Annotated in this window: 26 protein-coding genes; 13 read left to right on the top strand and 13 right to left on the bottom strand. The window is 64.2% G+C overall.

Annotated elements, in window-relative coordinates; translation table 11 throughout:
* Positions 1–13 precede the first annotated feature (13 nt).
* Positions 14–694 carry a leucyl/phenylalanyl-tRNA--protein transferase gene (gene aat / locus ABIB66_RS14235; RefSeq protein WP_354203739.1) on the top strand — a complete coding sequence of 227 codons (681 nt, stop codon included), beginning with the start codon at positions 14–16 and terminating at the stop codon, positions 692–694.
* A 34-nt stretch (positions 695–728) separates the two neighbouring features.
* On the opposite strand, the gene ABIB66_RS14230 is transcribed toward aat, so the two are convergent.
* Positions 729–1,775, bottom strand: a complete 1,047-nt coding sequence (locus ABIB66_RS14230; protein ID WP_354203741.1) for a DUF2155 domain-containing protein — start codon at positions 1,773–1,775, stop codon at positions 729–731.
* 204 nt (positions 1,776–1,979) lie between these two features.
* On the opposite strand from ABIB66_RS14230, the gene lipP1 reads away from it, so the two are divergent.
* Complete coding sequence (gene lipP1 / locus ABIB66_RS14225) at positions 1,980–2,927, top strand: LipP1 family hormone-sensitive lipase (protein ID WP_354203743.1); 948 nt, start codon at positions 1,980–1,982, stop codon at positions 2,925–2,927.
* Positions 2,928–2,940: 13 nt separating this feature from the next.
* Positions 2,941–3,957, top strand: a complete 1,017-nt coding sequence (locus tag ABIB66_RS14220; RefSeq protein WP_354203745.1) for a Na+-dependent transporter — start codon at positions 2,941–2,943, stop codon at positions 3,955–3,957.
* A 62-nt stretch (positions 3,958–4,019) separates the two neighbouring features.
* Here the strand turns inward: ABIB66_RS14220 and ABIB66_RS14215 are convergent, their stop codons facing one another.
* Together ABIB66_RS14215 and ABIB66_RS14210 are read right to left on the bottom strand one after the other, a co-directional pair.
* Entirely contained in the window at positions 4,020–4,196 is a 177-nt protein-coding gene (locus tag ABIB66_RS14215) for a hypothetical protein (RefSeq protein WP_275171898.1), read from the bottom strand.
* 164 nt (positions 4,197–4,360) lie between these two features.
* Complete coding sequence (locus tag ABIB66_RS14210; protein ID WP_354203747.1) at positions 4,361–5,302, bottom strand: GlxA family transcriptional regulator; 942 nt, start codon at positions 5,300–5,302, stop codon at positions 4,361–4,363.
* Between the two features lie 91 nt (positions 5,303–5,393).
* Between ABIB66_RS14210 and ABIB66_RS14205 the strand changes: the two genes are divergently transcribed.
* On the top strand, positions 5,394–6,080 hold the full coding sequence (locus ABIB66_RS14205) for a DJ-1/PfpI family protein (protein WP_354203749.1): 687 nt from the start codon (positions 5,394–5,396) through the stop codon (positions 6,078–6,080).
* 496 nt (positions 6,081–6,576) lie between these two features.
* Here ABIB66_RS14205 and ABIB66_RS14200 read toward each other — a convergent pair whose 3' ends face one another.
* The gene (locus ABIB66_RS14200) at positions 6,577–6,984 is read right to left on the bottom strand and encodes an NADH:ubiquinone oxidoreductase subunit NDUFA12 (protein WP_354054866.1); all 408 of its coding nucleotides are present in this window, start codon (positions 6,982–6,984) and stop codon (positions 6,577–6,579) included.
* Between the two features lie 248 nt (positions 6,985–7,232).
* Between ABIB66_RS14200 and ABIB66_RS14195 the strand changes: the two genes are divergently transcribed.
* The 3 genes from ABIB66_RS14195 to ABIB66_RS14185 all read left to right on the top strand — a co-directional run bounded on the left by ABIB66_RS14195 (position 7,233) and on the right by ABIB66_RS14185 (position 10,847).
* Positions 7,233–7,940, top strand: coding sequence for a BA14K family protein (locus tag ABIB66_RS14195; RefSeq protein ID WP_354054868.1), 708 nt, complete (start codon positions 7,233–7,235; stop codon positions 7,938–7,940).
* A gap of 235 nt (positions 7,941–8,175) precedes the next feature.
* Complete coding sequence (locus tag ABIB66_RS14190; RefSeq protein WP_275171893.1) at positions 8,176–8,598, top strand: response regulator; 423 nt, start codon at positions 8,176–8,178, stop codon at positions 8,596–8,598.
* A complete protein-coding gene (locus tag ABIB66_RS14185; protein ID WP_354203752.1) occupies positions 8,595–10,847 on the top strand; it encodes a CHASE3 domain-containing protein in 2,253 nt (750 codons plus the stop codon). The genes ABIB66_RS14190 and ABIB66_RS14185 overlap by 4 nt, the downstream gene beginning before the upstream one ends.
* Here the strand turns inward: ABIB66_RS14185 and ABIB66_RS14180 are convergent.
* Positions 10,844–11,041: an arginase family protein gene (locus tag ABIB66_RS14180; protein ID WP_354204545.1), complete on the bottom strand. Its 198-nt coding sequence runs from the start codon at positions 11,039–11,041 to the stop codon at positions 10,844–10,846. The genes ABIB66_RS14185 and ABIB66_RS14180 overlap by 4 nt on opposite strands.
* A 329-nt stretch (positions 11,042–11,370) precedes the next feature.
* Between ABIB66_RS14180 and ABIB66_RS14175 the strand changes: the two genes are divergently transcribed.
* Positions 11,371–11,862, top strand: a complete 492-nt coding sequence (locus ABIB66_RS14175; protein ID WP_275172012.1) for a group I truncated hemoglobin — start codon at positions 11,371–11,373, stop codon at positions 11,860–11,862.
* A 301-nt stretch (positions 11,863–12,163) separates the two neighbouring features.
* Here ABIB66_RS14175 and ABIB66_RS14170 read toward each other — a convergent pair whose 3' ends face one another.
* The 3 genes from ABIB66_RS14170 to ABIB66_RS14160 all read right to left on the bottom strand — a co-directional run bounded on the left by ABIB66_RS14170 (position 12,164) and on the right by ABIB66_RS14160 (position 14,602).
* Positions 12,164–12,832, bottom strand: a complete 669-nt coding sequence (locus tag ABIB66_RS14170) for a type 1 glutamine amidotransferase domain-containing protein (protein WP_354203755.1) — start codon at positions 12,830–12,832, stop codon at positions 12,164–12,166.
* Positions 12,833–12,907: 75 nt separating this feature from the next.
* Positions 12,908–13,666 (bottom strand): alpha/beta fold hydrolase, encoded by a 759-nt coding sequence (locus ABIB66_RS14165; protein ID WP_354254954.1) that lies wholly within the window; start codon positions 13,664–13,666, stop codon positions 12,908–12,910.
* A gap of 522 nt (positions 13,667–14,188) precedes the next feature.
* Positions 14,189–14,602, bottom strand: coding sequence for a hypothetical protein (locus ABIB66_RS14160; protein ID WP_354203759.1), 414 nt, complete (start codon positions 14,600–14,602; stop codon positions 14,189–14,191).
* A gap of 108 nt (positions 14,603–14,710) precedes the next feature.
* On the opposite strand from ABIB66_RS14160, the gene ABIB66_RS14155 reads away from it, so the two are divergent.
* Positions 14,711–15,646: a LysR family transcriptional regulator gene (locus tag ABIB66_RS14155; RefSeq protein WP_354203761.1), complete on the top strand. Its 936-nt coding sequence runs from the start codon at positions 14,711–14,713 to the stop codon at positions 15,644–15,646.
* A gap of 29 nt (positions 15,647–15,675) precedes the next feature.
* Here the strand turns inward: ABIB66_RS14155 and ABIB66_RS14150 are convergent, their stop codons facing one another.
* Entirely contained in the window at positions 15,676–16,572 is an 897-nt protein-coding gene (locus tag ABIB66_RS14150; protein ID WP_354203763.1) for a DMT family transporter, read from the bottom strand.
* A gap of 504 nt (positions 16,573–17,076) precedes the next feature.
* Here ABIB66_RS14150 and ABIB66_RS14145 point away from each other — a divergent pair.
* Both ABIB66_RS14145 and ABIB66_RS14140 read left to right on the top strand, forming a co-directional pair.
* The gene (locus ABIB66_RS14145; RefSeq protein WP_275171885.1) at positions 17,077–17,277 is read left to right on the top strand and encodes a hypothetical protein; all 201 of its coding nucleotides are present in this window, start codon (positions 17,077–17,079) and stop codon (positions 17,275–17,277) included.
* 56 nt (positions 17,278–17,333) lie between these two features.
* Positions 17,334–21,098: a vitamin B12-dependent ribonucleotide reductase gene (locus ABIB66_RS14140; protein WP_354254953.1), complete on the top strand. Its 3,765-nt coding sequence runs from the start codon at positions 17,334–17,336 to the stop codon at positions 21,096–21,098.
* A 367-nt stretch (positions 21,099–21,465) separates the two neighbouring features.
* On the opposite strand, the gene ABIB66_RS14135 is transcribed toward ABIB66_RS14140, so the two are convergent.
* Complete coding sequence (locus ABIB66_RS14135; protein WP_354254952.1) at positions 21,466–22,035, bottom strand: DUF7946 domain-containing protein; 570 nt, start codon at positions 22,033–22,035, stop codon at positions 21,466–21,468.
* A gap of 358 nt (positions 22,036–22,393) precedes the next feature.
* On the opposite strand from ABIB66_RS14135, the gene ABIB66_RS14130 reads away from it, so the two are divergent.
* Positions 22,394–22,909: a ParB N-terminal domain-containing protein gene (locus tag ABIB66_RS14130; RefSeq protein WP_354254951.1), complete on the top strand. Its 516-nt coding sequence runs from the start codon at positions 22,394–22,396 to the stop codon at positions 22,907–22,909.
* 120 nt (positions 22,910–23,029) lie between these two features.
* Here ABIB66_RS14130 and ABIB66_RS14125 read toward each other — a convergent pair whose 3' ends face one another.
* Positions 23,030–23,326: an HdeA/HdeB family chaperone gene (locus tag ABIB66_RS14125; protein ID WP_354254950.1), complete on the bottom strand. Its 297-nt coding sequence runs from the start codon at positions 23,324–23,326 to the stop codon at positions 23,030–23,032.
* 219 nt (positions 23,327–23,545) lie between these two features.
* On the opposite strand from ABIB66_RS14125, the gene ABIB66_RS14120 reads away from it, so the two are divergent.
* Positions 23,546–24,604: a hypothetical protein gene (locus ABIB66_RS14120; protein WP_354254949.1), complete on the top strand. Its 1,059-nt coding sequence runs from the start codon at positions 23,546–23,548 to the stop codon at positions 24,602–24,604.
* 55 nt (positions 24,605–24,659) lie between these two features.
* On the opposite strand, the gene ABIB66_RS14115 is transcribed toward ABIB66_RS14120, so the two are convergent.
* On the bottom strand, positions 24,660–24,878 hold the full coding sequence (locus ABIB66_RS14115) for a hypothetical protein (RefSeq protein WP_354203774.1): 219 nt from the start codon (positions 24,876–24,878) through the stop codon (positions 24,660–24,662).
* Positions 24,872–25,090: a hypothetical protein gene (locus ABIB66_RS14110; protein WP_354203776.1), complete on the bottom strand. Its 219-nt coding sequence runs from the start codon at positions 25,088–25,090 to the stop codon at positions 24,872–24,874. Before ABIB66_RS14110 ends, ABIB66_RS14115 begins: the two co-directional genes overlap by 7 nt.
* Positions 25,091–25,097 lie beyond the last annotated feature (7 nt).

Genomic DNA, 25,097 nt, shown 5'->3' with positions numbered 1-25,097 from the left:
ATTGTGGCGAGCCATGACTTCGCGCGACTCTGCCCCGTCTGAAATCACGCCGGCCGTGCTGCTGCGCGCCTATGCCTGCGGCATCTTTCCGATGGCCGAAAGCGCCGACGATCCGACCCTGTTCTGGGTCGAGCCGGAGTTGCGCGGCGTCATCCCGCTCGATGGTTTTCGCGTGGCCTCGCGGCTCGCGCGCACCGTGCGTTCGGATTCATTCCGTGTCACCGTCAATACCGCCTTCAAGGCCACCATCGCCGGCTGCGCCGCGCCGCAGGCGGGGCGCGAGGACACTTGGATCAACAAGCGCATCCGCGACCTCTATGGCGGGCTGTACGAGCTCGGCCATTGCCACAGCGTCGAGGCCTGGCAGGGCGAGGACCTCGTCGGCGGGCTTTACGGCGTCAGCCTGGGGCGGGCTTTTTTCGGCGAGAGCATGTTCCACACCGCGCGCGATGCCTCCAAGGTCGCGCTGGTGCATCTGGTTGCGCGGCTCATCCATGGCGGCTTCGAGCTGCTCGACACCCAATACGTCACCGAACACCTGAAGAGTTTTGGCGCGGCCGAGATTTCGCGGCGGCGCTACACCGCGCTGCTCGACAAGGCGCTCGCGGGCGAGCCCGGCGATTTCCTGAGGCTCTCGGCCGGTGAAGCGATCCCCGGCACACGCGCGCTCGAGATCATCGCCGCACGCCAATAACCAGGCATTTCCGACCGAACTCGGGGAATTTGGCCTAGCGGCCAAACCCGGGGATGCCGAACAGACCCGGGCGCTGCTCGGGCGGCGGAGGTGGCGGCGGCGGAGCCGGCTGCTGCTGCTGGATCGGCGGCAAGGGCTGCGGCGGACGCTGCTGCACCTGCTTGGGCGCGGCTTTCTTCTGCGCGGGGGGCGGCGGTGCTGCCGGCTTGGTGCCGGGATCCGGTGCCGCGGTCGCAATCGTTTGCTGCGGCTCTTTGCAGTCGGTGAGCCAGATATCGTAGATCGGGTGCTCGACGCCGTGCAGGCCCGGACTTGCCGCGTACATCCAGCCCGAGAAGATGCGCTTCACCTCACCCTGCAAGGTGATCTCGTCGACCTCGACGAAGGCGTCGGTGTTGGCGGCCTCGGTCGCCGGCCGCGTGTAGCAGGCGTCGGTTTTGACCCGCAGCGCACCGAACTGCACGGTCTCGCCGATCTCCTCGTCGAAATTGATGATGCGACCGGTGATCTTGTCGAGGCCGGAGAAGGTCGCCTTCTTGTTCACGATCTTCTGGGCCGGCGGCTCGGTGACGACCTCGTCGCCCGGCTGAAGGCTCGCCGGCGTCTGTGGGACTGCGCCGCCCGGCCCGCCCTTCTGCTGTGGCTGGCGCTGACCGGGCGTACCCGGGGCGCCTTGCGAATTGGGTGGAGCGACCGCGACGGGCGGCGGCTGGTTTGGCGGAGCAGCACTAGACCCGGGCGGCGGCGCCAGAGGTTGGGTCTCGACCGGGCCCGGCATCACGTTGCCCTGCCGGCCCGGCGGCGGCGCCATCGGACGCGACGGCAGCACACGGCCCTGCGGCGGCAGCTCCGGCACCTCTTCGTCGTCGTCGGGGATCTGTGGCTGCGGCTGGGGCTGGCCACGCGGAATGTTGCCGGGCGGCCGCAGCGGCGGCGGATCGGAAAAGATCGTGCCGATTTGCGCCTGCGCCGGCGTCGCAGCCGTCAGTACGGTGGCGGCCAGAAGCGCCGCAAGACCTGTCAGGGTAAATGTTCGAAACATCTCGCGCGGCTTCAACAGCGAATCGGGCTTGCTGGACATTCTACAGGGGATACCGCCGCTCGCAGGCCATCCGGTTAACACGGCGAATACGGCGGGGGAAGGGCGGCATCCCTGCCCTTCCCGGCCCGGTCTGGCCAGATCGGCCCCCGGATGGGATAGTCGAGCGCCCTTCCCCGGGGGCCAGGCGGCGCCGCTCCCAAAAAGAACTCCAACCATAACTGGAAACCCAGAGGTCGCTTCCCCATGCCCGTTGTGCTCGATCCCGATGCCGCCGCCGTCTACCAGGCCTTCCAGGAGGCAGGCCGCCCCGCCTACGAGACCCTGACCGCCCCGGAAGCGCGCGCCTATTACGCGCAGGCGCGCTTTGCGACCAATCCCGAGCCACCGGACCTCGCACGCGTCACGCCGCTGTCAATCCCGGCACCGCACGGCGCCATTCCCGCGCGCCTCTATGTTCCGAAAGAGTCCCGCCGGCATGATGGCTTGTCCCCGGCGCTGGTGTTCTTCCACGGCGGCGGCTGGGTGATCGGCGATCTCGATTCCCATGACGTCGTCTGCCGCCAGCTTGCCGACGCCGGCGCGCTGATCGTGATCTCGGTGGACTACCGCCTCGCGCCCGAGCACAAATTTCCCGCCGCCGCCGATGACGCGATCGCCGCGACCAAATGGGTCGCCGCCAACGCGCGCGAGCTCGGCATCGACGCCTCCCGGCTTTCGGTCGGCGGCGATAGCGCCGGGGGCAACCTCGCCGCAGTCGTCGCGCTCGCCGCGCGCGACGGCAACGGTCCCGCCATCGCGGGCCAGTTGCTGATCTATCCGGCGACCGATTTCGCCATGACGCACGGCTCCCACAGCGAGCCCGAGACCAGCGTGCTGCTGACGCATTCTGTGATCCGCTGGTTCCGCGACCATTATCTCAACGGCGCCGCCGATATCCACGACTGGCGCGCCTCGCCGGCACGGGCGAAGAACCTGGCCGGCCTGCCGCCGGCCTATGTGCTGACCGCCGGCGCCGATCCCCTGCGCGACGAGGGCGACGAATATGCCGAACGTCTGAAGCAGGCCGGTGTGCCCGTGGCTACCAAGCATTATCCCGGCCAGTTCCATGGCTTCTTCACGATGGGCAAATTGCTGCGAGAGGCCAATGTCGCCGTGAGCGAGATCGGCGCGTGGCTGAAAGGATTGGGCTGAAACGCCATTCCTCATGCCGCCCGTTCTTCAAAGCATATTCGCCCTCCCCCTGCGCGGGCTGACATGGCTCGGTGGCCAAGGCACCCGCGCGGTCGCCGCCGTCGTGTTCATCGCGCTCGCGGTGCCGCCGCTCGGTGCGTTGCTGCGTCCCTACGTCACCGAGGCGATCTTCGTCCTGCTCTGCATCTCCTTCATGCGGGTCGATCTGGCCGCGCTCTCCGGCCATCTGCGGCGGCCGGCGCTGGTGGCGACCGCGACCGTCTGGACCATGATCGGCGTGCCTGTGATCGTCGGGCTGATCGTCCATCTCACCGCGCTCACGGCGCGCGCGCCCGACCTTGCCCTGGCATTGATGCTGCAGAGCATGGCGTCGCCGATGATGGCCGCGCCGGCGCTGGCCGCGCTGATGGGCCTCGACGCCACGCTGGTGCTGGTCACGCTGGTGAGCGCGACCGCGCTGGTGCCGTTCACGGCATCGCTGTTCGCAAGCCTGTTCCTCGATGGCATGCTCAGCATTTCGCCGCCTGCGCTGGGCTTGAAGCTGCTCGGCATCCTCGCAGCATCGCTGCTGGCCGCGACCGTGATCCGACAGATCTTCGGCGCGGCCGCGATCCAGCGCCACAGGCAGCCGATCGACGGCTTCAACATCGTCATTCTGCTGGTCTTCGCGACCGCGATCATGGGCGACGTCGCGAGCGATCTCGTCGCCCGGCCGGTCTCCACCCTCGGCTTCGCAGCGCTCGCCTTCGCGATCTATTTCACGCTGCTCGCCGTCACCACGGTGCTGTTCCGCCGTATCGGCTATGAGCGCGCGCTGGCGCTCGGGCTGATGGTGTCACAGCGCAATCTGGGCCTGATGCTCGCCGCGACCGCCGGCGCGCTGCCGCCCACCACCTGGCTCTATTTCGCGATGACGCAGTTTCCCATTCACCTGGCGCCCTATATGCTGATGCCGATCGCGCGGCGCTTGACGGCGCGCGCACAGGCCTCGGGCGCCGCGGCAACCGACGGCAAGGCCGCATCGGGCTGAATCAATCTTCACGTCATGTCCGCTGTGCCATCGCGAAGCCGCTGGTGACCAGGCGAATGTCGTCACGCAGCGCGCCAATTTCCCTTGTGAATATCGAACTTCACAGCGCCTTCGTCACGCATCTTCAACAGGAGCGATTGGCAGTCGTCCTGGTTCTTGATGTTCACGCGCTTCATGACTTCGAAAGTCTTCAGAGGCTTTTCACGAAGGGCAATCAGGATCTTTTCTCGATCGGTCATTGCGGTTCCTTGCATAGGTATCGGCGACGGTACGTGTTGTACCGATCGTCTACAACGGGTGCATCCGCTTGACGAGGTCCGTTCCGGGTCAAAAGGCGGAACGCCCGGCCATATGCAAGTCTGCTCACCCGCTCAAGCGGGCTCTCCAACCCGATCAATTCTCCCTACCCGGCCCTTGCCGCGCGCCGCAGCGCCTGCGGCGGCTGGCCGAAGGCACGGATAAAGGCACGACGCATGCGCTCGGGATCGCGAAAACCTGTCGCCTCCGCGACGAGCTCGATCGCCTCGCGCGAGGACTGCACGCGCTCGCGCGCGACCTCGATGCGCAAGCGCTCGATGGCCTTCGAGGGCGTCGTGCCGGTCTCGGCGGCAAAGGCGCGGGTAAAATGCCGCGCACTCATGCCGGCGCGGTCGGCGAGGTCTTCGACCGTCAACCGGGCGTCGAGGTTCTCGCGCGCCCATGACAGCAGCGCGCCAAAGCGGCCGTTCGGCGTCTTCAATTCCAGAAGTGACGAGAATTGCGACTGGCCGCCGCTGCGGCGATGATACAGCACGAGCTGCCGCGCGGTGTCCTGCGCGATCTGCTCACCGTGATCCTCCGTCACCATCGCGAGCGCGAGGTCGATGCCCGCCGTGATGCCTGCCGACGTCCACACATTGCCATCGCGCGTGAAAATCTGGTCCGGCTCGAACTTCACCTTGGGATAGCGCGCGACGAAATCCCGCGTCCGTCCCCAATGCGTGGTGGCGCGGCGGCCGTCGAGCAATCTCGCCTCGGCCAGCACATAGGCGCCCGAGCAGACGCTCGCGACCCGCACGCCGCGCCGCGCCAGCCGCTGCACGAAGGCACGCGTGACCTCGCAGCGCGCGGCATCGGTCACGCCCGCGCCTCCCGCCACGACCAGCGTCGTGATCGCATTCGCCGACTTGAAGTCGCGCGCCATCATCTCCACGCCGGACGAGCTGCGCACGGGCCCCGCGTTCACCGCCAGCACGCGGATCCCGGTCGTCGTCTTGCCCGTACAGCGCGCCGCGATCTCGAACACCGAGATCGGGCCGGCCGCATCGAGCAACTGGAAGTCCGGGAAGATCAGGATGCCGATCATGGTCATGTCCGAAAGCGAGGGAAATACGCCATTTTGGACAGAAGGGCATCATGACAGGCTGCCTCCGTCAAGCTCATAATTGGAGGCTCTCATGTCGTCCCCGCTCCAGATCGGTCTCTTGGTGTTTCCGCGCGTCACCCAGCTCGATTTTACGGGTCCCTTGCAGGTGTTCTCCTCCGTGCCCGGCGCAAAGCTGCATTTGATCTGGAAACGGATCGAGCCGGTGCCGAGCGATTCCGTGCTGACGCTGACGCCGACCACGACATTCGCCGACTGCCCGCAGCTCGACGTGATCTGCGTGCCCGGCGGCGGCGGCACCAACGATCTGCTCAATGACGAGGAGGTGCTCGGTTTCCTGCGCCGCCAGGCCGAGGGCGCTAAATACGTCACCTCGGTCTGCACGGGATCGCTGGCGCTCGGCGCCGCCGGCCTCCTGAAGGGCTACCGCGCCGCCACGCATTGGAGCGCGATGGAGATGCTCAGCCAGTTCGGCGCGACCCCGACCAAGACGCGCGTCTGCGTCGACCGCAACCGCGTGACCGGCGGCGGTGTCACCGCGGGAATCGATTTCGCGCTGACCCTGGTGTCGATCATGGTCAATCGCACCACCGCGGAGGCGATCCAGCTTCAGCTCGAATACAATCCGGCCCCGCCGTTCAATGCCGGCTCGCCGGATACCGCGCCGGCGGAAGTGGTGGCGTTGCTCAGAGAGCGTGGCGCGCAAGGCCAGGCGCGCCGCCTCGAAGCGGTGAAGCGCGCAGCCGAGCGGATGACCTAGTCTCCACTCTCGTGTCCCGGACGCGCTGCAGCGCGTAGCGGTACTGCGCAGAGCCGGGACCCAACAAGCCACGCGGCACGCCGCGGCATGGGCCCCGGCTCTGCAGCGCATCACTCCGTGCTGCGCCGCGTCCGGGGCACGTGACGTCCAGTTGTCCCTTCACGAAAGAAAAAGGCCGCCCGGTTTCCCGAGCGGCCTTTCCTGTCTTACGGCGGCTGCACATTTCATCGGGCGATTTCGGAGCTTCCAGACCGGGGGCCTATCTCCCGATCGAGTCCTGGTCGGCGGCCGCTGCATTTCGGGACAGTCGCGAACTGTTGCCCGAACCGAACGCGATGGTCTCCCATCTCCGTAAGATGCGACCATTGAGCCGCATCGCTCGCACGGCTGCAACCAGTGCGCAGCAATCATCCCCGCTGTTCCCGCTGTCCACAGCAAAGCGAGGCGGATGCGGGTGCATCCACTCCTACGACAAGGATTCAGCGGGATCGGAAGCCTAGCTGGGCGTCCAGGGCTGATAGTCGCCGGTCGCCTTCGGCCGCTTGCCGCTGGCGAGCGTCGAGCCCGAAGGACGGTAGGCATTCGCCGTGCCGGTGAGATTGGGCTGGTGCGGCTTTTCCCACTCGCGCGGCTGGTAGTTGTCCTGCGTCGGCGGCACGTCGACGGTGTGATGCATCCAGCCGTGCCAGGACGGCGGGATACGGCTGGCCTCGGCATAGCCGTTATAGACCACCCAGCGCCGCTCGAAGCCGAGCGCAGGATCGATCGCCCCGCCGCGGGTGCGATAATAGAGGTTGCCCTGTTCGTCCTGGCCGACCAGCTCGCCGTAGCGCTTGGTCCAGAGTTGAGTGCCAAACGTCTGGCCATTCCACCAGGTGAAAAACTTGAGGAAGAACTGTTTCATGCGGCAAGGGCCCTGCTTCGTCGGGTCCTGATGCCATCCGGACGGCGAAATGTCCAGTTCGGCGCGGGCGGCGGTGCCCCGCTGCAGATGCGGTCGCCGGGCACACGGACGCTGCCGCAAATCGGACGCGATCCGTTCATGCCGGATACAGCGTGGCCATGAAAGCTTATCCTCGCACGCAAACCGCCGTGATCCCAGGAACTACAGCCCTTTCATGGGGTTTGCTTCCGGGAAAAGGAGTTTTGATCATGAAGAGTCTGAAAGTCTTGAGCGCGGCTGCGGCCGTGGCGCTGGTTCTCCCGTTGGCGACGCCAAGCTTCGCGCAAGGTCGCGGCGGACATGGCGGTGGCGGCGGTGGGCATTTCGGCGGTGGCGGCGGTGCCCACTTTGGCGGCGGAGGTGGCGGTGCCCACTTCGGCGGCGGTGGCGGCGGCGCTCACTTCAGTGGTGGGGGTGCTCACTTTGGCGGTGGCGGCGCCCGCATGGGCGGCGGCAATTTCGGCGGCGCGAGGATCGGTGGTGGCGGTGGCAATTTCGCCGCCGGCGCAGCGGTACGTCCCAGCGGTGGCAGCTTCGTAGGCGGCACCGCGAGCCGACAGGCCTTTTCGCCGTCCTACAGCGGGACACGCAGCGTCGCGACTGCGGGCAACTGGCAGGGCGGTAGCGGCAATTGGAGTGGTCGTCACTGGCATCATCGTCGCGGCGGCGGGTTCTGGCCCGGTGTCGCCGCGGGTGCTGCGATCGGCGGCCTCGGCTCGTACGCCTATTACGGCGGCGGCTATTACAACGACCCCTACTACTATGGCGACGACAGCTATTATGACGAGCCGTCAGTGGCCGTGGTCCCCGATAGCGGCGGCGACTCCGAGGGCTACTGCGCGCAGCGCTACAAGTCCTACGATCCGGCGTCCGGCACCTATCTGGGCTATGACGGCCAGCGTCATCCTTGTCCGTAAGCACACCGGCAACATTTGAAGAAGAAGGCGTCGCAGCGATGCGGCGCCTTTTTGCATTGGGGGCGCTTCACCTGTTTCGCGTGTTCGTCATCTGCAATGCCGCGTACCAACCGACGCGAGCGGACCTTTATTCACCGCACCGTGCATATCTACCCTTATCCAATCCCAAATTGACCCGACGCGCGATTCACCTGTATCAACTTGGCTATGGGGACTTCGATGACTGGGAAGTGTCATGCCGCGTATTCTCGTGGTTGATGACGATCCGATGGTCGGCGCGACCATCGAGGTCCTCCTCCAGCGCCAGGGCTTCGACGTCACGTTGACTGACGGCGGAGAAACGGGTTTGGCTGCGCTCGAAACACAGAGTTTCGATGTGATGCTGGTCGACATCTTCATGCCGCATATGCGCGGCTTCGAGTCCATTCGCATCTTTCACGAGCGCGCGCCGGCGGTTCCGCTGATCGCGATGTCCGGCTACGCCTTCGCGTCATCCGCCTCGCCCTCTCCCGACTTCCTCCGGATGGCGCTGGAGCTCGGCGCGACCCGCTGCCTGCGCAAGCCGTTCACGCCGGACGCGCTGCTGACCACGATCCGGGAATGCATCGCCGGGCCGGGCGATGGCTCACAGCCGAAGGACAAGAAAGAAGCCCCTTGATCCCAACGCAGCGCGTCATTCTCGGTGCTGGACTTGCCATCCTCCTGATCATCACCGCAGCCTCGATCGGCCTCGACGTCAAGTCACGGTCCGATGCGGCATGGGTCAATCACACCGTCCAGGTGCTGAAGAAGATCTCCGACCTGCGGGTGCTGATGCGCAGCGCCGAGAGCGCCGCACGCGGCTACGAGATCTATCGCAGCCCGAGCTTCAGCGAAGAATTCCAGGCGGTGCACGCCCGGATCGCACCGGCACTCGCCGACCTCAAGCGCAGCGTGCGCGACACGCCCGAACATGTCGCGCTGCTCGAGGGCACCGAGCCGCTGGCGCTCCGCCGGATCGAGATCGCCGCCGAAGTGATGCGCCTGCGCGCCGGAAACGATCAGGCCGGCATTGCCGCGGTGCAGGGCAAGGGCGAGGGCCGTGGCCTCATGGACACAGTGATGGGCAATTTCGATCGTTTGAGCGCAGAGGAAGAACGATTGCTCGCGGCGCGCTCCCAGGATTCGCGCCGTACCGGCATCGTGCTGCTCGGCATCGACCTCGCCGGCGCGCTGGTGATCCTGCTGCTGGTCGTGATGATGATGCGCGAGAGCCGGCGCACCGAGGGCGCACTCAAGAGCACGCTATTGGAGACCACGGCCGCCAAGCAGCAGCTCGAGTCCGCAGTGGCCGAGCGCACCGAGCATCTGGTCACCGCGCATGACGAGCTGCGCCTGTCGGTCAACGTGCTCCAGAGCACGTTTCACAGCATGGCGGAGGCCGTGCTGGTCATCGATGCCGAGGGCAACGTCCTTCTGTCCAATCCGGCCGCGGAGCGCATGCTGCTGCACCGGAGCGGCATGAACCTGCGCAATCTGCGCGCGATGTCCAGTGTGCTTCACGGCGACGGCGTCACCCCGCTCAAGCCCGACGAGCTGCCGTCGGCACGCGTGCTTCGCGGCGAGCCGTTCGAGAATATGGAGATGATCGTCCGCCCGCACAGCGGCAATCCTTCCCGCCATCTCATGATCAGCGGCCGGCCGATGCTGGACGGGCAAGGCAACGTCTCCGGCGCGGTGCTGGTCTATCACGACGCGACCATGTCGCGCGAGACCGAGCGGCAGTTGTACCAGTCGCAGAAACTGGATGCCATCGGCAAGCTCACCGGCGGCGTCGCGCACGACTTCAACAACATGCTCACCGTGATCTCCGGCAATACGGAGACGCTGGTGGCAAGCCTGAAGCAGCAGCCCGACCTCCAGCGCGTGGCGCGCCTGATCGACGAGGCCGCCGAACGCTGCGCCGAGCTGATCCAGCATCTGCTCGCCTTTGCGCGCAGGCAGCCGCTCCAGCCGCGCAACGTCGAGATCAACACCGCGGTCGGGGACATCGCGAAACTGCTGCGCCCTACCCTCGGCGAGCAGATCGAGATCGAGACCGTGCTCGAACAGGGGCAGATGACCGCGCACATCGATCCGTCCCGCCTCACCAATGCCCTGCTCAACATGGCCATCAACGCCCGCGACGCCATGCCGAACGGCGGCAAGCTGCTGCTCGAGGCCCACCGCGTCGTGCTCGACCAGGCCTATGCGCAAAACAATCCCGACGTACGGCCCGGCCCGTACGTGATGCTCGCCGTCAGCGACACCGGCACCGGCATGCCGGCCGAGGTGCAGCAGCAGGCGTTCGAGCCGTTCTTCACCACCAAGGAGGTCGGCAAGGGCAGCGGCCTCGGCCTCTCCATGGTCTACGGCTTCGTCAAGCAGTCCGGCGGCCACATCAAGATCTACAGCGAGGAAGGCCACGGCACCACGATCAAGCTCTATCTGCCACCGGGCGAAGGCATGGCCGAGGCGGCCCCGACCACGCCGCCGCAGGCGGAAGGCGGCGCCGAGACCATTTTCGTGGTCGAGGACGATCCGCTGGTGCGCAACTTCGTCACCGTGCAGCTCCAGAGCCTCGGCTACCAGACCGTCGCCGCGCCCGACGGCAAGGCCGCGCTGGAGTTGATCCGGGCGGGCCAGCCGTTCGATCTGCTGTTCACCGACGTCGTCATCCCCGGCGGCATGAGCGGGCGCGAGCTCGCCGACAAGGTGGCGACGATCCGCCCCGGCGTGAAGGTGCTCTACACCTCCGGCTATACCGACAACGCCATCGTCCACCACGGCAAGCTCGACGACGGCGTGATGCTGCTGACAAAACCCTACCGCCGCAACCAGCTCGCCGAGATGATCAGGAAGGCGCTGGGAGGCATGCCGGCCGGCTAGCGTATCTGCTTGGCGACACATCCAATGGTGTTGCAGATGATCCGCGCTGCGCAGATTGCCCCGATATTCTGCACATCACGCTCCGGCGCCAATTCGACCAGATCGAGACCGACAATTCTGGCCTTCGAGGCGACGCCCGCGATCAGGTCTATGACGTCGAAATACGACAGGCCGTGTACATAACGTCGGCTCACCAAGGCCAAGCGGAAGCTCCTACGTTGGGTGTGATCGGCGACTTGTGACCCAGTCCGGACATTCGTGGCGCGGGTTTTGTTCGTCGACTTCGATTTTTGACGGGAACCTCTTCGCTTCAAAGCCATCCAAGGAGACAGCAAGGAGAGCGCCGATCAGACGGGGCCTGAACGCCAACAGTGGCGGCGTACCCGTTGGCATCGGAGGACGCCGAGCTACGACACACCGTGCTCAAGGCGGTGAGGCCTTTTGAGCCATCTCTAAGGAGCTGCCAATGACAAAGACTCGTTCGACTTCCATCACGCGACGAAGCATCGTCGCAGGATTGGCGATGATTGCTGTCCCCATGGCTTTGGCGAGTGCGGACAACGCGCAAGCACAGAACAAGCAAACCACGCCTGAGAAAAGCCTCTATGAGCGGCTGGGCGGCGCTTTCGCCATCGCGGCTGTAGTGGATCACTTCAGCGATGCCGTCGTGAAGAATCCCATCGTCGGCCAGAAGTCCAAGAATCCGCAGCTCCGAGAATGGCACACCAAGAGCCTGGAAAGGCTCCCCGGCCTCAAATTCATGCGCACGTTGTGGGTCTGCGACGTTTCGGGTGGCCCCTTCAAGTTTGCAGCAACCAGGCCCGGCGCAACCCCGCTTGGCCTTGAGGAGGCCCATCGCAACCTCCGGATCTCACCTGCAGAGTTCGACGAAGTCGCAGCGGAACTCGGACGGACCCTGGATCACTTCAAAATCCCGAAGCGCGAGAAAACCGAAGTTCTGGAAGCCTTCGCTGCCCACAAAGACGAGGTCACCGCGGGCGCCAAGCGCGGCTGAACCGTCATAACGCCCCGGCCTTGGCGGAATTGTTAGCTGCGCGCTGACGCGGGCGATCGAAAGTTGCGAACTGCTGAGTCGCGATGCGTCCGCTCGTGGGCCCATTGCTCCAGTTTGCGCTACAGCGAAGTGTCCGAAGCCGGGAGTAGACCGGAAGTCGTCGAGCTACCGGCGAACCAACGTGTATGCCCCCGAAGCAGACCTTCACTTCGAGTTCTGCGTCCGAGGCATTGTTATCAACCACGCTTCCTCGGGGAATGCGGCCTCCAGGTCAGCCAGGCGATGCTCGGCTGCCTATTCTTTATTTTCTGAGTGCTGCCAGCAACTCCTTGGCCAGGAGCCCGGCCGAGGCGGGATTCTGGCCAGTGATGAGGCGTCCGTCGACGACGACGTGAGGTTGCCAGTTTGCTGCGGACGTATACTGGGCACCCTCTGCCCGCAGCGCATCTTCAAGTTCGTAAGGAACGTCTTCGCGTGCGTAGTCGTACTCTTCCTTCTTCGAGAACGATGTGAGCTTCTTGCCCTGCACGAACGGCTTGCCATCGCCAAGGTCTACGCCAAGAAGCGCGCACGGACCGTGACAAACGGCAGTTACAAACTTTCCACTGCTCCAGGCGCGCACGACTGCATTCTGAACGACGGGGTTACGCTGAATGTCGACCATCGGTCCAAGACCGCCTGGCACGAAGATGGCTTCGTAATCGGCAGCATCCACCTCAGCTAGTTTGCGACTGCGATTCAAACGGCGAAAGGCCTTGCTTTCGAGAAAAGACTTCTGCGCAGGATCTTTCTCGTCGTAGGCATCATATGGCGTCCACCCGCCCCTTAGAGAGGCGAACTCAACGGCAATGCCTGCCTTGTCCAGCACATCGAACGGATGCGCGACCTCGGCGAAAAAGAAGCCCGTCTTACGATTGTGCGGACCGATCACGGCTGCGTTGCTGACGATAACCAGGACGTGCTGAGTCATGACATTCCCCTTGAATCTTGTGAAGGCACTAAGCCCAAACGTCGTAATATTGCCGCCAACATGGTGCCGGTGATATCAATCTGCTTCTCCGGCTGCGCTTTCGATGAAGGCTGCAACTTCCCGCGGGTGGGAGAGCATCGCGGCATGGCTGCTCGGCAGCTCGGTAAGTTTCGCTTTTGCTCGCGAAGACGTGAAGCGCTGTGTGCTGGGCGGCACCATGTGATCTTGCGTTGTCAGCATGTAGTGCACAGGCTTGTCTTTCCATGCTGCGCCAACGATCTTGTGTTCGACCGCTTTGAGTCCCCACGGAACTTGTGCTGCGGCCATGAAGGCGGTGATGGACGGATCAACATCCTGCGCGAACGCACTCGGAAACTTCGCCGGATCAACCAGAAGAAAGCCGCCGCTCGGCGGCAACAACGGTGCACCGGCCTCGCCCGGAGTAGGACGCGTCGCGAGCTCGTAGACGGATTCTCCGACCTCTGGCGCGAAAGCGGCAATATAGACAAGCTTGCGAACCCTGGGATCGCTTCCGGCTTCGGTGATGACGGCACCGCCATACGAGTGGCCTACCAAAATGATCGGCTTTCCCGCCTTGCGTATGACCTCCCGCGTTGTCTCGACATCACCGTCGAGCGTTGCAGTCGAGTTCTGGACGACCAAAACCTCATAACCGTCGCGGGTCAGAATGTCGTAGACAGCCTTCCAGCCCGAGCCGTCAACGAAGGCGCCGTGTACGAGAACGATCGAGACGGGCTTGCTTGCGGGCGTCTGCGCGAACGAAGGAAGGCTGGCCGCCATGGAGAGGAGTGCTCCCAGGATCAGGTGTTTCATTGCGATACCTTTCGGACGGACGAAACTGCGATCCAGCGACTATAGTCCGGTGGGCGGTGCGGGTCGGTTAAATCAGGTAAATCCGCCGTTCGTGGCAGGGGCCGCACGAAGCCCAAGGAACGCTTTGGATCCTGCGACAAAATGCTCGCTGCGATCGTGCTTTTCAAAATCGCGATGTTCAGCAGCCTTGTGACGCATGATATTTTCAGCGCACTGTCGCGTCCTTTGGCAGTGAAGAATGCGGGCTACCACGGAGACATTGCAGAGAGGCCGGCGTCGAGAGGAACTCACGTTTTCCTTTGGGCCATTCCAACTCATTCCGCGCCGCCAGCTTCTTCTTTTCGATGGCCACCGGTCAAAATGGGCGCCGCGCCTTTGAGCTGTTACAGCCAGATCCGCCCAACGTCACCCGCATCGGTATCTCGACCTCCCTGGAGTATGCCAGCAGGTGCTCGAAGACAAACTCCCGATGACTGAAGTGCTCCGTTAAAGGCGAATGCCGAGGCCGTCGCCTCGATGCGTTCACATCGCCTTGGCGAGCGCGAACAGCCGGAAATCCTCGAGCGCCGCGTGCCGATGCGGGGCGGCTTCGCGCCGGTAAGTCTCGGTGTCGACGATCGAGCGGAAGGTGGCGAAATCGCCGTATTCATTGATCGCCGCTTCGTCCCAGCGTTCGCTTGGCGCGCCGACGAGGCTCGTCAGGACCGGCCCGGAAAACATCCGCACGAGCGGCTTACCGGCCGCGAGGCGCCGAAATGCCGGCCTATAGCGTTCATGAAAGGCTTCGCGGCCCGAGCAGGGCGCGGCGTCGAATCCGTCCTCGTAACGCGCATACGCGCGGTAGCGCAGCAGATTGAGCATATAAACCGGCTGGCCGGGTGGAATCGCGCGCTCGGCGGCGTCGAGGGCTTGCAGGGTGATTTCGATGGGGTTCATGGGACTTCCCGCGGTTTCTAGCGGCGCAGATTGCGCGCTGACGCTCCGTATTTAGCCGCTAGGGAATGGCTCTTGTAGTGACTGCATAGCCATGACTATGTGGACTGCATGTCCACAACGACTTTACCTCCCGACCTCTCACGTCTCCTCGCCTTCGTCCGCGTCGTCGAGGCGGGCTCCTTCGCCGAAGCCGCGCGGCGGGCGGGGACGACCACCTCGGCAATGTCCAAGGCGGTCGCCCGCTTCGAAAAGGCTCGCGGGTTGCGGCTTTTGCATCGCTCCACCCATTCGTTGGCGCTAACCGAAGAGGGCGACAGGCTAATGGCGGCGGGACGCGCGTTGGTCGAAAGTCTCGCCCGTGTCCAATCCGCGCTCGGCGAAGTCGCGCGCGACGATGGCGGACGTGTGCGCGTGACCGCCCCCGCCTCGTTCGCGCGCGCCTGCATCCTGCCGCGACTGCCCGCATTCCTGCGGGAACGGCCGGAAATCGAGATCGAGGTCAAATTCCGCAACGAGATTCTCGATCTCGCGGCGGAAGGCGTCGACGTCGCGATCCGCTCAGGGTCCCTCGACCGCGCGCCCGGCCATCAGGCGCGGCGGCTTTGCACGTTCCCCTGGATCGCTTGCGCCTCGCCTGCCTATCTGAACGCGCGCGGCGCGCCGGCTACGCCATACGAGCTTTCCGCGCACGACCACGTCGGCTTCCGGAATCCCGCGAGCGGTCAGATCCTCACCTGGCGTTTCGCCGACCCGCGCGGCAAAGGACTCATTCGCGTCACGCCCAAGCCCAAGCACATTTGCGACGACGCGCACGCTTCGCTCGCTTTGATCGCGAATGGGTTCGGCATCGGCTGGGGGCCGGCGTGGCTCGTCCATGAAGACCTGCGCGCCGGCCGGCTGGTCGAAGTGCTTGCGCCCTGGCGCGCGCCGGCGGAGCCCCTATGGATGCTGCGCACCTCCGATCGCCGCCCGCCCCTGCGCACACAGCGCGTGATGTCGTTCCTCACCACGCTTCCCGCTGCGTTCGGAGACAAGGCGGTGTGAAGCGTGGGTCGTCACCGAAATTTAGGCGCCTAGCGCGTCGCCAGCACCACCGCCGCCAGCGTGAAGATCAGCGCGGCAATCTGCCCTGCTCCCAGCGGCTCGTGGAGTGCGATCGCGGATGCCACGACGCCGATGACAGGCACCGCCATGGTGCCGATCGCGGCGACCGAGGCCGGCAGGCGTGCAAGTGCTGCGAACCAGCTGACATAGGCGATGCAGAACTGCACCACGGTCGAATAGACCAGCAGCCACCATCCGACCGGCGTCACCAGCTCCAGATGCGTGGTCTCGACGGCGAGGCCGATGATCGTGATCGGCAGGCAGCCGATTCCGATCTGCCAGGCCGCGGCCGTGATCGGCGGCAGGCGGATCGGGTACTTCTTCGAAAACACCGTGCCGAGCGCGAAGCCGAGCGCCCCGCACAGCGCCATGATGATGCCCGGCAGCTTGTCCGCGGTGGCGGCAAAGCCGTTGCCGCCCATGATCGAGGCGAGGCCTGCAAAGGCCATCACCAGCGCGATGGTGCGCAACAAGGTCGGCCGCTCGCCCAGCACCGGCCAGGCGATCAGCGAGGCCCAGACCGGCATGGTGTAGGCGATCAGCGCTGCTTCGCTCGCCGGCAGCCACAGCAGCGCCAGGCCCATCAGCACCATCCAGCCGGTGACGTTGAGGAGCGCGGCGGTCACGAGCCGCGGCCAGATCTCGCGCGGGACGCTGAGGCTGTCGCGGCGGATCAGCGCAAGCGCCGCCAGCAGCACCGCGCCCAGCACGCCGGTGACCCCGCGCAGGGTCAGCGGCGGCAGCTCGGAGAGCAGGAATTTCGTCACCGGCCAGTTGAAACCCCAGCCCACCGAGGTGATGGCGAGGAACATCAGGCCGGCCGGGGCGATGCGCGCTCGCGCATCCCGGCGGGTCGAATCAAGCATGTGGGTAGTCCGGCAAAATCCAGCGCAGCTTGGCGCGGATTCGCGCCTCCCACCACCAGCCCGGCGGGCATGCCTGCCCTTACCTACCGTAGCCCTACGTGAGTCCCGCTGAGGCAACCCCGCGACTTAAAAATATACCTGGCCTGTGAACAGCGGGGTGAAGCCTCAGCAGGACCACCAGATGCAAATTTTTTCGGTTGGGAATCCCTGAGGACTCACTGATACTTGGCTCAACAACAGGCGCGGGCCTGCCCCCTGTTATCCCCCACAATCCACCATATTTAGTATTTGATTCAGGAACTCGCACTAGTTCTTGACGGGCGTAACGGAGAGTCCTAGTTTTCGATCCGTTCGGCGCGAGTGTGTTTGCGTCCCGCCGGCACTCCCCCAAAGGGTCTGCAAAACAGCACTCCGCCAAGCCAGACAAAGGCAGCGGGATACGGGCTTGTCTGCCCGGCGAGAGCGGACTTTTCGGGCGCCTGAACGGGCTGGAAACAGGCTCGGATGGCAATGGTTGAAGACGTGACGTTGTGGGGCGTTGAACGCATGTCGGGCTCATCCCTTTGGGGCGGATGGGTCTGGACGTGCCGGCGGATGATCGGTGCGCGCATCGAGCAATCGCGTCGGGAGAAAACGGGCCGGGTCTACCGGCTGAACTGCGATGCCAGGGGCCAGACGGCCGCCGAGCACCGCGAAATGAAATGATGACCCGGCACGCCTGAACGGAGGCGGTTCGGTCAAAGATAGGACGGGGCAAGACCATGCGGATTGAGCGGCGCCACACCACTTCGGGACAGTCACCTTACGCCGGCATCGAGTTCCGGCTGACCACGTCGGAGATCAGGAATCCCGACGGCTCGGTCGTGTTCAAGCTCGACAATGTCGAGGTGCCGACCGCGTGGTCGCAGGTCGCCTCCGACGTCCTGGCCCAGAAGTACTTCCGCAAGGCCGGCGTTGCCGCGCGCCTGAAGAAGGTCGAGGAAGAGTCCGTCCCCTCCTTCCTGTGGCGCTCCGTGCCCGACACCGAGGCGCTCGCCCTCCTGCCCGAGAAAGAGCGCTATGTCAGCGAGCTCTCGGCCAAGCAGGTGTTCGACCGTCTCGCCGGCTGCTGGACCTATTGGGGCTGGAAGGGCAACTATTTCTCCTCCGACGAGGACGCCCAGACCTTCTACGACGAGCTCCGCTACATGCTGACCATGCAGATGGTCGCGCCGAACTCGCCGCAATGGTTTAACACCGGCCTGCACTGGGCCTATGGCATCGACGGCCCCGGCCAGGGCCATTATTACGTCGACCCCTTCACCGGCAAGCTGACCCGCTCGAAGTCCTCCTACGAGCATCCGCAGCCGCACGCCTGCTTCATCCAGGGCGTCGGTGACGACCTCGTCAACGAGGGCGGCATCATGGACCTCTGGGTCCGCGAAGCCCGCCTGTTCAAATACGGCTCCGGCACCGGCTCCAACTTCTCGCGCCTGCGCGGCGAAGGCGAACGCCTCTCCGGCGGCGGCCGCTCGTCCGGCCTGATGAGCTTCCTCAAGATCGGCGACCGCGCCGCCGGCGCGATCAAGTCGGGCGGCACCACGCGCCGCGCGGCCAAGATGGTCGTGGTCGACGTCGATCACCCCGACATCGAGACCTATATCGATTGGAAGGTGAAGGAGGAGCAGAAGGTCGCGGCTCTCGTCACCGGATCCAAGATCAACCAGAAGCACCTCAAGGCCGTGCTCAAGGCCTGCGTCAATTGCGAGGGCTCGGGCGACGATTGCTTCGATCCCGAGAAGAACCCTGCGCTCCGCCGCGAGATCAAGCTCGCGCGTCGCAGCCTCGTGCCCGACAATTACATCAAGCGCGTCATCCAGTTTGCCAAGCAGGGTTACAAGGACATCCAGTTCGACGTCTACGACACCGACTGGGATTCGGAAGCCTATCTCACGGTGTCCGGCCAGAACTCCAACAACTCGGTCTCGCTCAAGGACGACTTCCTGCGCGCGGTCGAGACCGACGGCGACTGGAATCTCGTGGGGCGCACCACCAAGAAGATCACCAAGACCCTGAAGGCGCGCGACCTCTGGGAAAAAATCGGCTACGCCGCCTGGGCGTCGGCCGACCCCGGCCTGCACTTCAACACCACCATGAACGACTGGCACACCTGCAAGGCGTCCGGCGACATCCGCGCCTCCAATCCGTGCTCGGAATACATGTTCCTGGACGACACGGCGTGCAACCTCGCCTCGGCGAACCTGCTGACCTTCTACGACATCCCCTCCAAGCGCTTCGACGTCGAGGGCTACGAGCATCTCTGCCGGCTCTGGACCATCGTGCTCGAAATCTCGGTGATGATGGCGCAGTTCCCGTCGAAGTCGATCGCCGAGCTCTCCTACGAGTTCCGCACGCTCGGCCTCGGCTACGCCAATATCGGCGGCCTCCTGATGACCATGGGCCTGTCCTATGACAGTAAGGAAGGCCGCGCCATCGCCGGCGCGCTGACCGCGATCATGACCGGCATCACCTACAAGACCTCGGCCGAGATGGCTTCCGAGCTCGGCACCTTCCCCGGCTACAAGAAGAACGCCGCGCACATGCTGCGCGTGATCCGCAATCACCGCCGCGCCGCCCATGGCCAGTCCAACGGCTACGAGGCGCTCAGCGTGAATCCAGTGCCGATGGACCTGGTGTCCTGCCCGCAAGGAGACCTCGTCACGCATGCGCAAGCGGCCTGGGATGCGGCGCTCGAGCTCGGCGAGAAGCACGGCTATCGCAACGCCCAGACCACGGTGATCGCGCCGACCGGCACGATCGGCCTCGTGATGGATTGCGACACCACCGGCATCGAGCCTGATTTTGCGCTGGTGAAATTCAAGAAGCTCGCCGGCGGCGGCTACTTCAAGATCATCAACCGCGCAGTCCCCGCAGCACTGCGCGCGCTCGGCTATCGCGAGAGCGAGATCGCGGAGATCGAGGCCTACGCCGTCGGCCACGGCTCGCTCTCCAACGCGCCCGGCATCAACGCCTCGACCTTGAAGGCCAAGGGCTTCACGGATGAGGCCATCGCCAAGGTCGAGAAGGCGCTGCCGACTGCGTTCGACATCAAGTTCGCCTTCAACAAATGGACCTTTGGCGAAGACTTCATCCGCGACCAGCTCGGCATCGGTGCCGAGGCGATCGCGGCCCCCGGCTTCGACCTGCTCCAGGCCGTCGGCTTCACCAAGCGCGAGATCGAGGCGGCCAACGTCCACATCTGCGGCGCGATGACGGTGGAAGGTGCCCCGCACCTCAAGGCCGAGCACTATCCGGTGTTCGACTGCGCCAATCCCTGCGGCAAGGTCGGCAAGCGCTATCTCTCGGTCGAGAGCCACATCCGCATGATGTCGGCGGCGCAGCCCTTCATCTCGGGTGCGATCTCCAAGACCATCAACATGCCGAACGACGCCACCGTGGAGGACTGCAAGTCCGCCTACATGCTGTCGTGGAAGCTGGCGCTCAAGGCCAACGCGCTCTATCGCGACGGCTCCAAGCTCAGCCAGCCGCTCAACTCGCAGCTCATCGCCGACGATGAAGACGAGGACGATGCGGTCGATCATCTCTACGACAAGCCGATGGCGGCGCGCACCGCCCAGGTCTCGGAAAAGATCGTCGAGAAGCTGGTCGAGCGCATCATCGTGATGCGCGAGCGCGAGAAGATGCCGGATCGCCGCAAGGGCTACACCCAGAAGGCGGTCGTCGGCGGACATAAAGTCTATCTCCGAACCGGCGAATATGACGACGGCCGCATCGGCGAGATCTTCATCGACATGCACAAGGAAGGCGCGGCACTGCGCTCCTTCATCAACAACTTCGCCATCGCGGTGTCGCTGGGTCTCCAGTACGGCGTGCCGCTCGACGAATATGTCGACGCCTTCACCTTCACCCGCTTCGAGCCGGCGGGCCCCGTGCAGGGCAACGACAGCATCAAGTACGCGACCTCGATCCTCGACTACGTCTTCCGCGAGCTGGCTGTGAGCTATCTCAGCCGCTTCGACCTCGCCCATGTCGATCCCAGCGAGACCGGGTTCGACGTGCTCGGCAAGGGCGTCGAGGAAGGCAAGGAGCCGGGCGATCACAGCCACGGCGCCTCCAAGCTGGTGTCGCGCGGCCTCACCCGCTCCCGCACCGACAACCTCGTGGTGATGCGCGGCGGCTCGACCGCGGTCGCGCAAGGCAACGACAGCGCGCCGGCCGGCGGCAGCAAGGTCACCTCGCTCGCCTCGCACGGCGCAGGCCGTGCCGGCGACGTCCTGGAAGGCGCGGTCGCGCTGAAGCAGGAAGTGGCCCACGACCTCTCGCCCACCGAGAAGCTGGAGGCCCTGCAGTGGAGCAAGGCCGGCAGCGCACAAGTCGCGGTGCCCAGCAAAGCCGAGCGCCGCGCGGAAGCCAAAGCCAAGGGCTACGAAGGCGAGATGTGCAGCGAGTGCGGCAACTTCACGCTGGTGCGGAATGGCACCTGCATGAAGTGCGATACGTGTGGCAGCACGACGGGGTGTTCGTAAGAACTAAACTGATCAATGTCTTCTGAGGACAGCATTTATCTCAGCAGAGGGGGCGGTTGGAGCCGCCCTCTCTCCACTTTTAAGGCGGTTCATTTCGTGGCAGCTTGGGTACGTAGCAGAATGAGCGCATTGCCACTCTAATTGGATTTACGTGGCTATGATCAGCAACGAACCAAGGCATTGGCTCAATGACGCAATTGCTAGGCACGCCCGATTGACGCCAGCAGTTGCCGGCCTCCTCAAGAACGTCCTAAATCGACATTCCATCGAATATCTAAGCATTCACGGAAGAACCAAAGACTTCAGTTCTGCAGAGGAAAAGATAAGGAGGAAAAAATACACAAATCTTAAAAGCCAGCTCACTGACTTATCTGCGGTCCGCGTCATCACGTTCCTCGAGACCCAGGTCAACGCGATCAGTCAGCTCATCCGAACACCGGAGTAGGTCGAGAGCTTCCTTTGTGCTTGCTCGCTCTCCTTCACTAATTGCCTTCCAAGCATTCAGCTCGGCTAGGTCGATGCGTCTCTGTTTGGTTCTTTCTCTTTCGATCTCCAGTTGGTGGTTTTCAGCTAGCCGGATCTTGGCCAGCTCTTTTACAATTTCGTCGGATTTCTCCGTCCGCGGCAGCAGCATTTGCCAAACATACGAAATCAGTGCAGAGAGCGGAACGGAGACGGCCGCGGCCATCCCCTGTTTCACGCCCGACACAATGATATCTTCGATGAATGACCCGCGCTGCGGGCTTCGAACTATCGCCTCGACATTTGATTCGAGGGTAATCTTCGCCGTGACTCGTTTGGTTCTTCTAAAATGTTCTACGGTCGCGATGAACCGAGCCATCGCGTATTGCGACCTGCTGCATTCGTAGAAATGGAGCTGGCCGGTGCTGGCGAGCCCTCCATCAAAACGCAACCGAATCAATTCTGTCTCGGCCATACCCCCTCCCAAAACCCCAGGTTGCACCAAACCTCTCGGTTCAGGATACCGATGTCAAGCTGCCGGGCCGCTCCTCCTCACTGCTCGCCTTGCATTATGCACTGCACTCGCCTCTCCCGCGCGAATTACGGTGACAGTGCACTAAGTTCACGGCTCCGTCCTGCCGATCTGCGGCTTCGGCTCGCGTTGGTGAACGGCGTCAATCAAGTGCACTGCCACCGTCATCGAGACCGGTTCCAGCTTCGTTGCTCATCATCACCCTGCCGCCGAATTGCCTTTGCGGTCGAGCCCTTCCCTTCTAAACTCCCGACACCACCGGCATGCGTTCCGACGGGCCTGGTAGACGCGGAGTCAGATTATGCCCAAACCGGAAAGCTTCCCGATCGAGAAGATCTTCGTTCCTACGAAGCAGAAGAAAACCATCAAACCCGGGATCGTCGGGGAGATCGCTGAAAGTATGCTGGACATCGGACAGCAGGAACCCATTTCCGTCCGGCTCGACGGAGACCGCCTCGTTCTGGTCGAGGGACTGCATCGGCTCGAAGCCTGCAAGGCGCTCGGCGAGACAACCATTATCGGTGTCATCGTCCCGGCGGAGGTCGCTCAACACAGGCCGCTGCTGTCCGAAGGACCCGCAGTCGAGGCAGAGCGCATCAAGATGGCGCGATTGAAACAGTTGCGCCTCGAGAAGGAAGCTGCGGAAGCATCTATGGCTGGCTCGAAGAGCGTCAACGCCACGGAAGCTGCGCGTACCCGTCCGACGAAAGGCGTTCGCGACAATCCGAAGGCATCACCGGGCCGGACCGTGGGATCGGCACCGAAGACATTGTCGGACTGGATCACGCAGCAAAAGGGCCACGGCGGCCGCTATTAATGGCCGGCGATGACGGTGCTAGTGCACTTCACCTGTCGATGTAGATTCCATGCGCGTCGCCGCAATGCGCGATATGGTCAGGCCGGACACGACCGCAAACGCCCGCGCCCTCCTCGGCCCCTACTTCGTATTGGCCTCGACCGCGTCCAGCAGCGGCATCTCGCGATGCGACTCGCAGAAGCGCGAGAGCTTGTTGCCGTTCTTGTTCAGCGCTTGCGTGTCCACAACGGGATTGTTGCGGCGGCCGGCGTAGAACCCGGCGAGCCAGACGTTCACGGTCTGCATGTGGGTAATGCGCTGGGTGATGTACTGGTCGCAGCTGATCTTGGAAACGTCGACCAGCACCTGTGCCTTGGCCGGCACGGCCAGCAGCAGGGCCGCGAAGGCACCAAGGATGATCGCTCTTGTCTGAACCATGTGTTCCTTCCGATGAATGTCTGCACGGTGGCGACGGTCGGGCGCTGCATGCTTGATCCAGATCAAGGGCGCCCGTTGCATACCCCGCGACCGCCCCACCCCGAGGTCTCGCCATAATTTCTCCTTCGCACGCGCGTTGTGTGGGACGGCGGCGAGTCTTATCGTTCCGATCGAACTGCCGCACTCCCATTGACGCCCGACGGAATCGAGAGCGCATCGGTGCCCGAGACGAACGACCCCAAACCTGATGACCACAAGCCTGACGCCCCCAAGCCGGACGCCCCAAAGTCGGACGCGGGGCGCGCCAATGGCGGGCTGGCGCGGGCTTACGACCGGATCAAGAGCGCGGAGCAAGACCTTGCGCGGCTGGACCGGCTGGTTTCCGGAATGGAACGCGGCAGCGAAAGCCCACGGGCCTCGCGAGCAAGTGCCGGTGCGGATGCTGTCGAGACTCCCAAGGACAAGGCTCCCGAGGACAAGACTCCCAAGGCCGCGGCGCTGGCGCCGGCTAGCACGGTTCGCGACCAAGGCCTGAAGAGAGATCGGCCCATGCGGCGCGCTCTGGTTGGTCTCGTGCTGGCGATCGGCGTTCTCGGTGTCGCCTTCGCTTCGCAATATCGCGACGAGGCCAGGTCGATGAGCAGGTCGATCATGGCGCGGTGGGCTCCGCCAGCAGCGAGCGAGCCTCCGCAAGCGTCCGCGGTTGAAACTCCGGCGCAACCGCCGGCAGTGCAATTGGCTGCCGCGGATGAGCCTGGCACGGTGCCCGCGCCGCCGGTCGGCAAGGACACGGAGAGCAATGCAGGGTTTGACGCTTCAAGACCCGACGCTCCAAGGCCCGACGCTTCAAGAACTGGCGCCACAACGCCTGACTCGTCGTCGTCCGATCTCGCGCAATCGCTCAAGACCATCACCAGCGAGCTTGCGAACATCAACGGAAAGCTAGAGCAACTGAAAAGCCGCAACGAGCAGACGCTGCGCGAGCAGGCCGACACCATTCAACAGCTCAAGGCGGCGCAGGAGAAAGATACGGCGGCCAATGCGCGCCTCGCCGCCCAGGTCCAGGCGCTGCAAAAGGAGCTGACGACATCATCCGCATCGTCGTCCGCACCTGCATCCGCGAAACCGGCCGCGCGGAGCGTGATCAACAACGAGACCGCTGCGCCTGCACGGCCGCACGCGCAGGCGGCCGCACCTCGGCGACCCCGGCCGTCGCGAGGGCCCTGGATGCCCCCGCCCTATATGGTCGATCCCTACTACGGCGATCCGGATTGGTGAGCCCGCAGGGCAATGCGAGCACGTCTGCGCCAGCACACAAGCTCGCGGACCGGCATCAATCACGCGGCGAGATCTGAAGCTCCATCAACGCCATGCGCTCCAGGACGACGGGGTCTCGCTCGCCCTCCTTCGCTGTGCGAAGGATTGTTTCCGCGATAGACCGGACATGCGCGGAGCTGACCGGGGCCGGCAGTGACGCAACCGCCGTTTCCAGCGCAGTTTTCATGATGCCGATGGTTTCAGGCGTAAAAGATGCATTGGAAAAGTCTAACATGCTGGATCCGATCCGGAGGTCATCACGAGCGTCGCTTGGTTCGAATGGCTGCTGATCTGCGCAATCCGCTCGACCAGGGCCGTCAGATGTTGCGGCAATGGGTCGTGCTCGCCGCGAAGCTTGATCCGCAGGCGGTCTGCTATTTCATGAGAGATCGCCAGGCTTGAGCCGCGGTCGATCTGAATCGGATTGCGAACATCGGGGCTGTTCATGAAGATT

It is taken from the genome of Bradyrhizobium sp. F1.13.3 (assembly GCF_040548265.1).
Taxonomy (GTDB): Bacteria; Pseudomonadota; Alphaproteobacteria; order Rhizobiales; family Xanthobacteraceae; genus Bradyrhizobium.
The sequence above is the reverse complement of the archived record's forward strand: the minus strand, read 5'-3'. Positions and strand labels throughout refer to the sequence as shown.

Bases quoted from the DNA above. Each gene is read 5' to 3' on its own strand.
- aat (WP_354203739.1), top strand. From the start codon at position 14: ATGACTTCGCGCGACTCTGCCCCGTCTGAAATCACGCCGGCCGTGCTG.
- ABIB66_RS14230 (WP_354203741.1), bottom strand. From the start codon at position 1,775: ATGTCCAGCAAGCCCGATTCGCTGTTGAAGCCGCGCGAGATGTTTCGA.
- lipP1 (WP_354203743.1), top strand. From the start codon at position 1,980: ATGCCCGTTGTGCTCGATCCCGATGCCGCCGCCGTCTACCAGGCCTTC.
- ABIB66_RS14220 (WP_354203745.1), top strand. From the start codon at position 2,941: ATGCCGCCCGTTCTTCAAAGCATATTCGCCCTCCCCCTGCGCGGGCTG.
- ABIB66_RS14215 (WP_275171898.1), bottom strand. From the start codon at position 4,196: ATGACCGATCGAGAAAAGATCCTGATTGCCCTTCGTGAAAAGCCTCTG.
- ABIB66_RS14210 (WP_354203747.1), bottom strand. From the start codon at position 5,302: ATGATCGGCATCCTGATCTTCCCGGACTTCCAGTTGCTCGATGCGGCC.
- ABIB66_RS14205 (WP_354203749.1), top strand. From the start codon at position 5,394: ATGTCGTCCCCGCTCCAGATCGGTCTCTTGGTGTTTCCGCGCGTCACC.
- ABIB66_RS14200 (WP_354054866.1), bottom strand. From the start codon at position 6,984: ATGAAACAGTTCTTCCTCAAGTTTTTCACCTGGTGGAATGGCCAGACG.
- ABIB66_RS14195 (WP_354054868.1), top strand. From the start codon at position 7,233: ATGAAGAGTCTGAAAGTCTTGAGCGCGGCTGCGGCCGTGGCGCTGGTT.
- ABIB66_RS14190 (WP_275171893.1), top strand. From the start codon at position 8,176: ATGCCGCGTATTCTCGTGGTTGATGACGATCCGATGGTCGGCGCGACC.
- ABIB66_RS14175 (WP_275172012.1), top strand. From the start codon at position 11,371: ATGATTGCTGTCCCCATGGCTTTGGCGAGTGCGGACAACGCGCAAGCA.
- ABIB66_RS14170 (WP_354203755.1), bottom strand. From the start codon at position 12,832: ATGACTCAGCACGTCCTGGTTATCGTCAGCAACGCAGCCGTGATCGGT.
- ABIB66_RS14165 (WP_354254954.1), bottom strand. From the start codon at position 13,666: ATGAAACACCTGATCCTGGGAGCACTCCTCTCCATGGCGGCCAGCCTT.
- ABIB66_RS14160 (WP_354203759.1), bottom strand. From the start codon at position 14,602: ATGAACCCCATCGAAATCACCCTGCAAGCCCTCGACGCCGCCGAGCGC.
- ABIB66_RS14155 (WP_354203761.1), top strand. From the start codon at position 14,711: ATGTCCACAACGACTTTACCTCCCGACCTCTCACGTCTCCTCGCCTTC.
- ABIB66_RS14150 (WP_354203763.1), bottom strand. From the start codon at position 16,572: ATGCTTGATTCGACCCGCCGGGATGCGCGAGCGCGCATCGCCCCGGCC.
- ABIB66_RS14145 (WP_275171885.1), top strand. From the start codon at position 17,077: ATGGCAATGGTTGAAGACGTGACGTTGTGGGGCGTTGAACGCATGTCG.
- ABIB66_RS14140 (WP_354254953.1), top strand. From the start codon at position 17,334: ATGCGGATTGAGCGGCGCCACACCACTTCGGGACAGTCACCTTACGCC.
- ABIB66_RS14135 (WP_354254952.1), bottom strand. From the start codon at position 22,035: ATGGCCGAGACAGAATTGATTCGGTTGCGTTTTGATGGAGGGCTCGCC.
- ABIB66_RS14130 (WP_354254951.1), top strand. From the start codon at position 22,394: ATGCCCAAACCGGAAAGCTTCCCGATCGAGAAGATCTTCGTTCCTACG.
- ABIB66_RS14125 (WP_354254950.1), bottom strand. From the start codon at position 23,326: ATGGTTCAGACAAGAGCGATCATCCTTGGTGCCTTCGCGGCCCTGCTG.
- ABIB66_RS14115 (WP_354203774.1), bottom strand. From the start codon at position 24,878: ATGTTAGACTTTTCCAATGCATCTTTTACGCCTGAAACCATCGGCATC.
- ABIB66_RS14110 (WP_354203776.1), bottom strand. From the start codon at position 25,090: ATGAACAGCCCCGATGTTCGCAATCCGATTCAGATCGACCGCGGCTCA.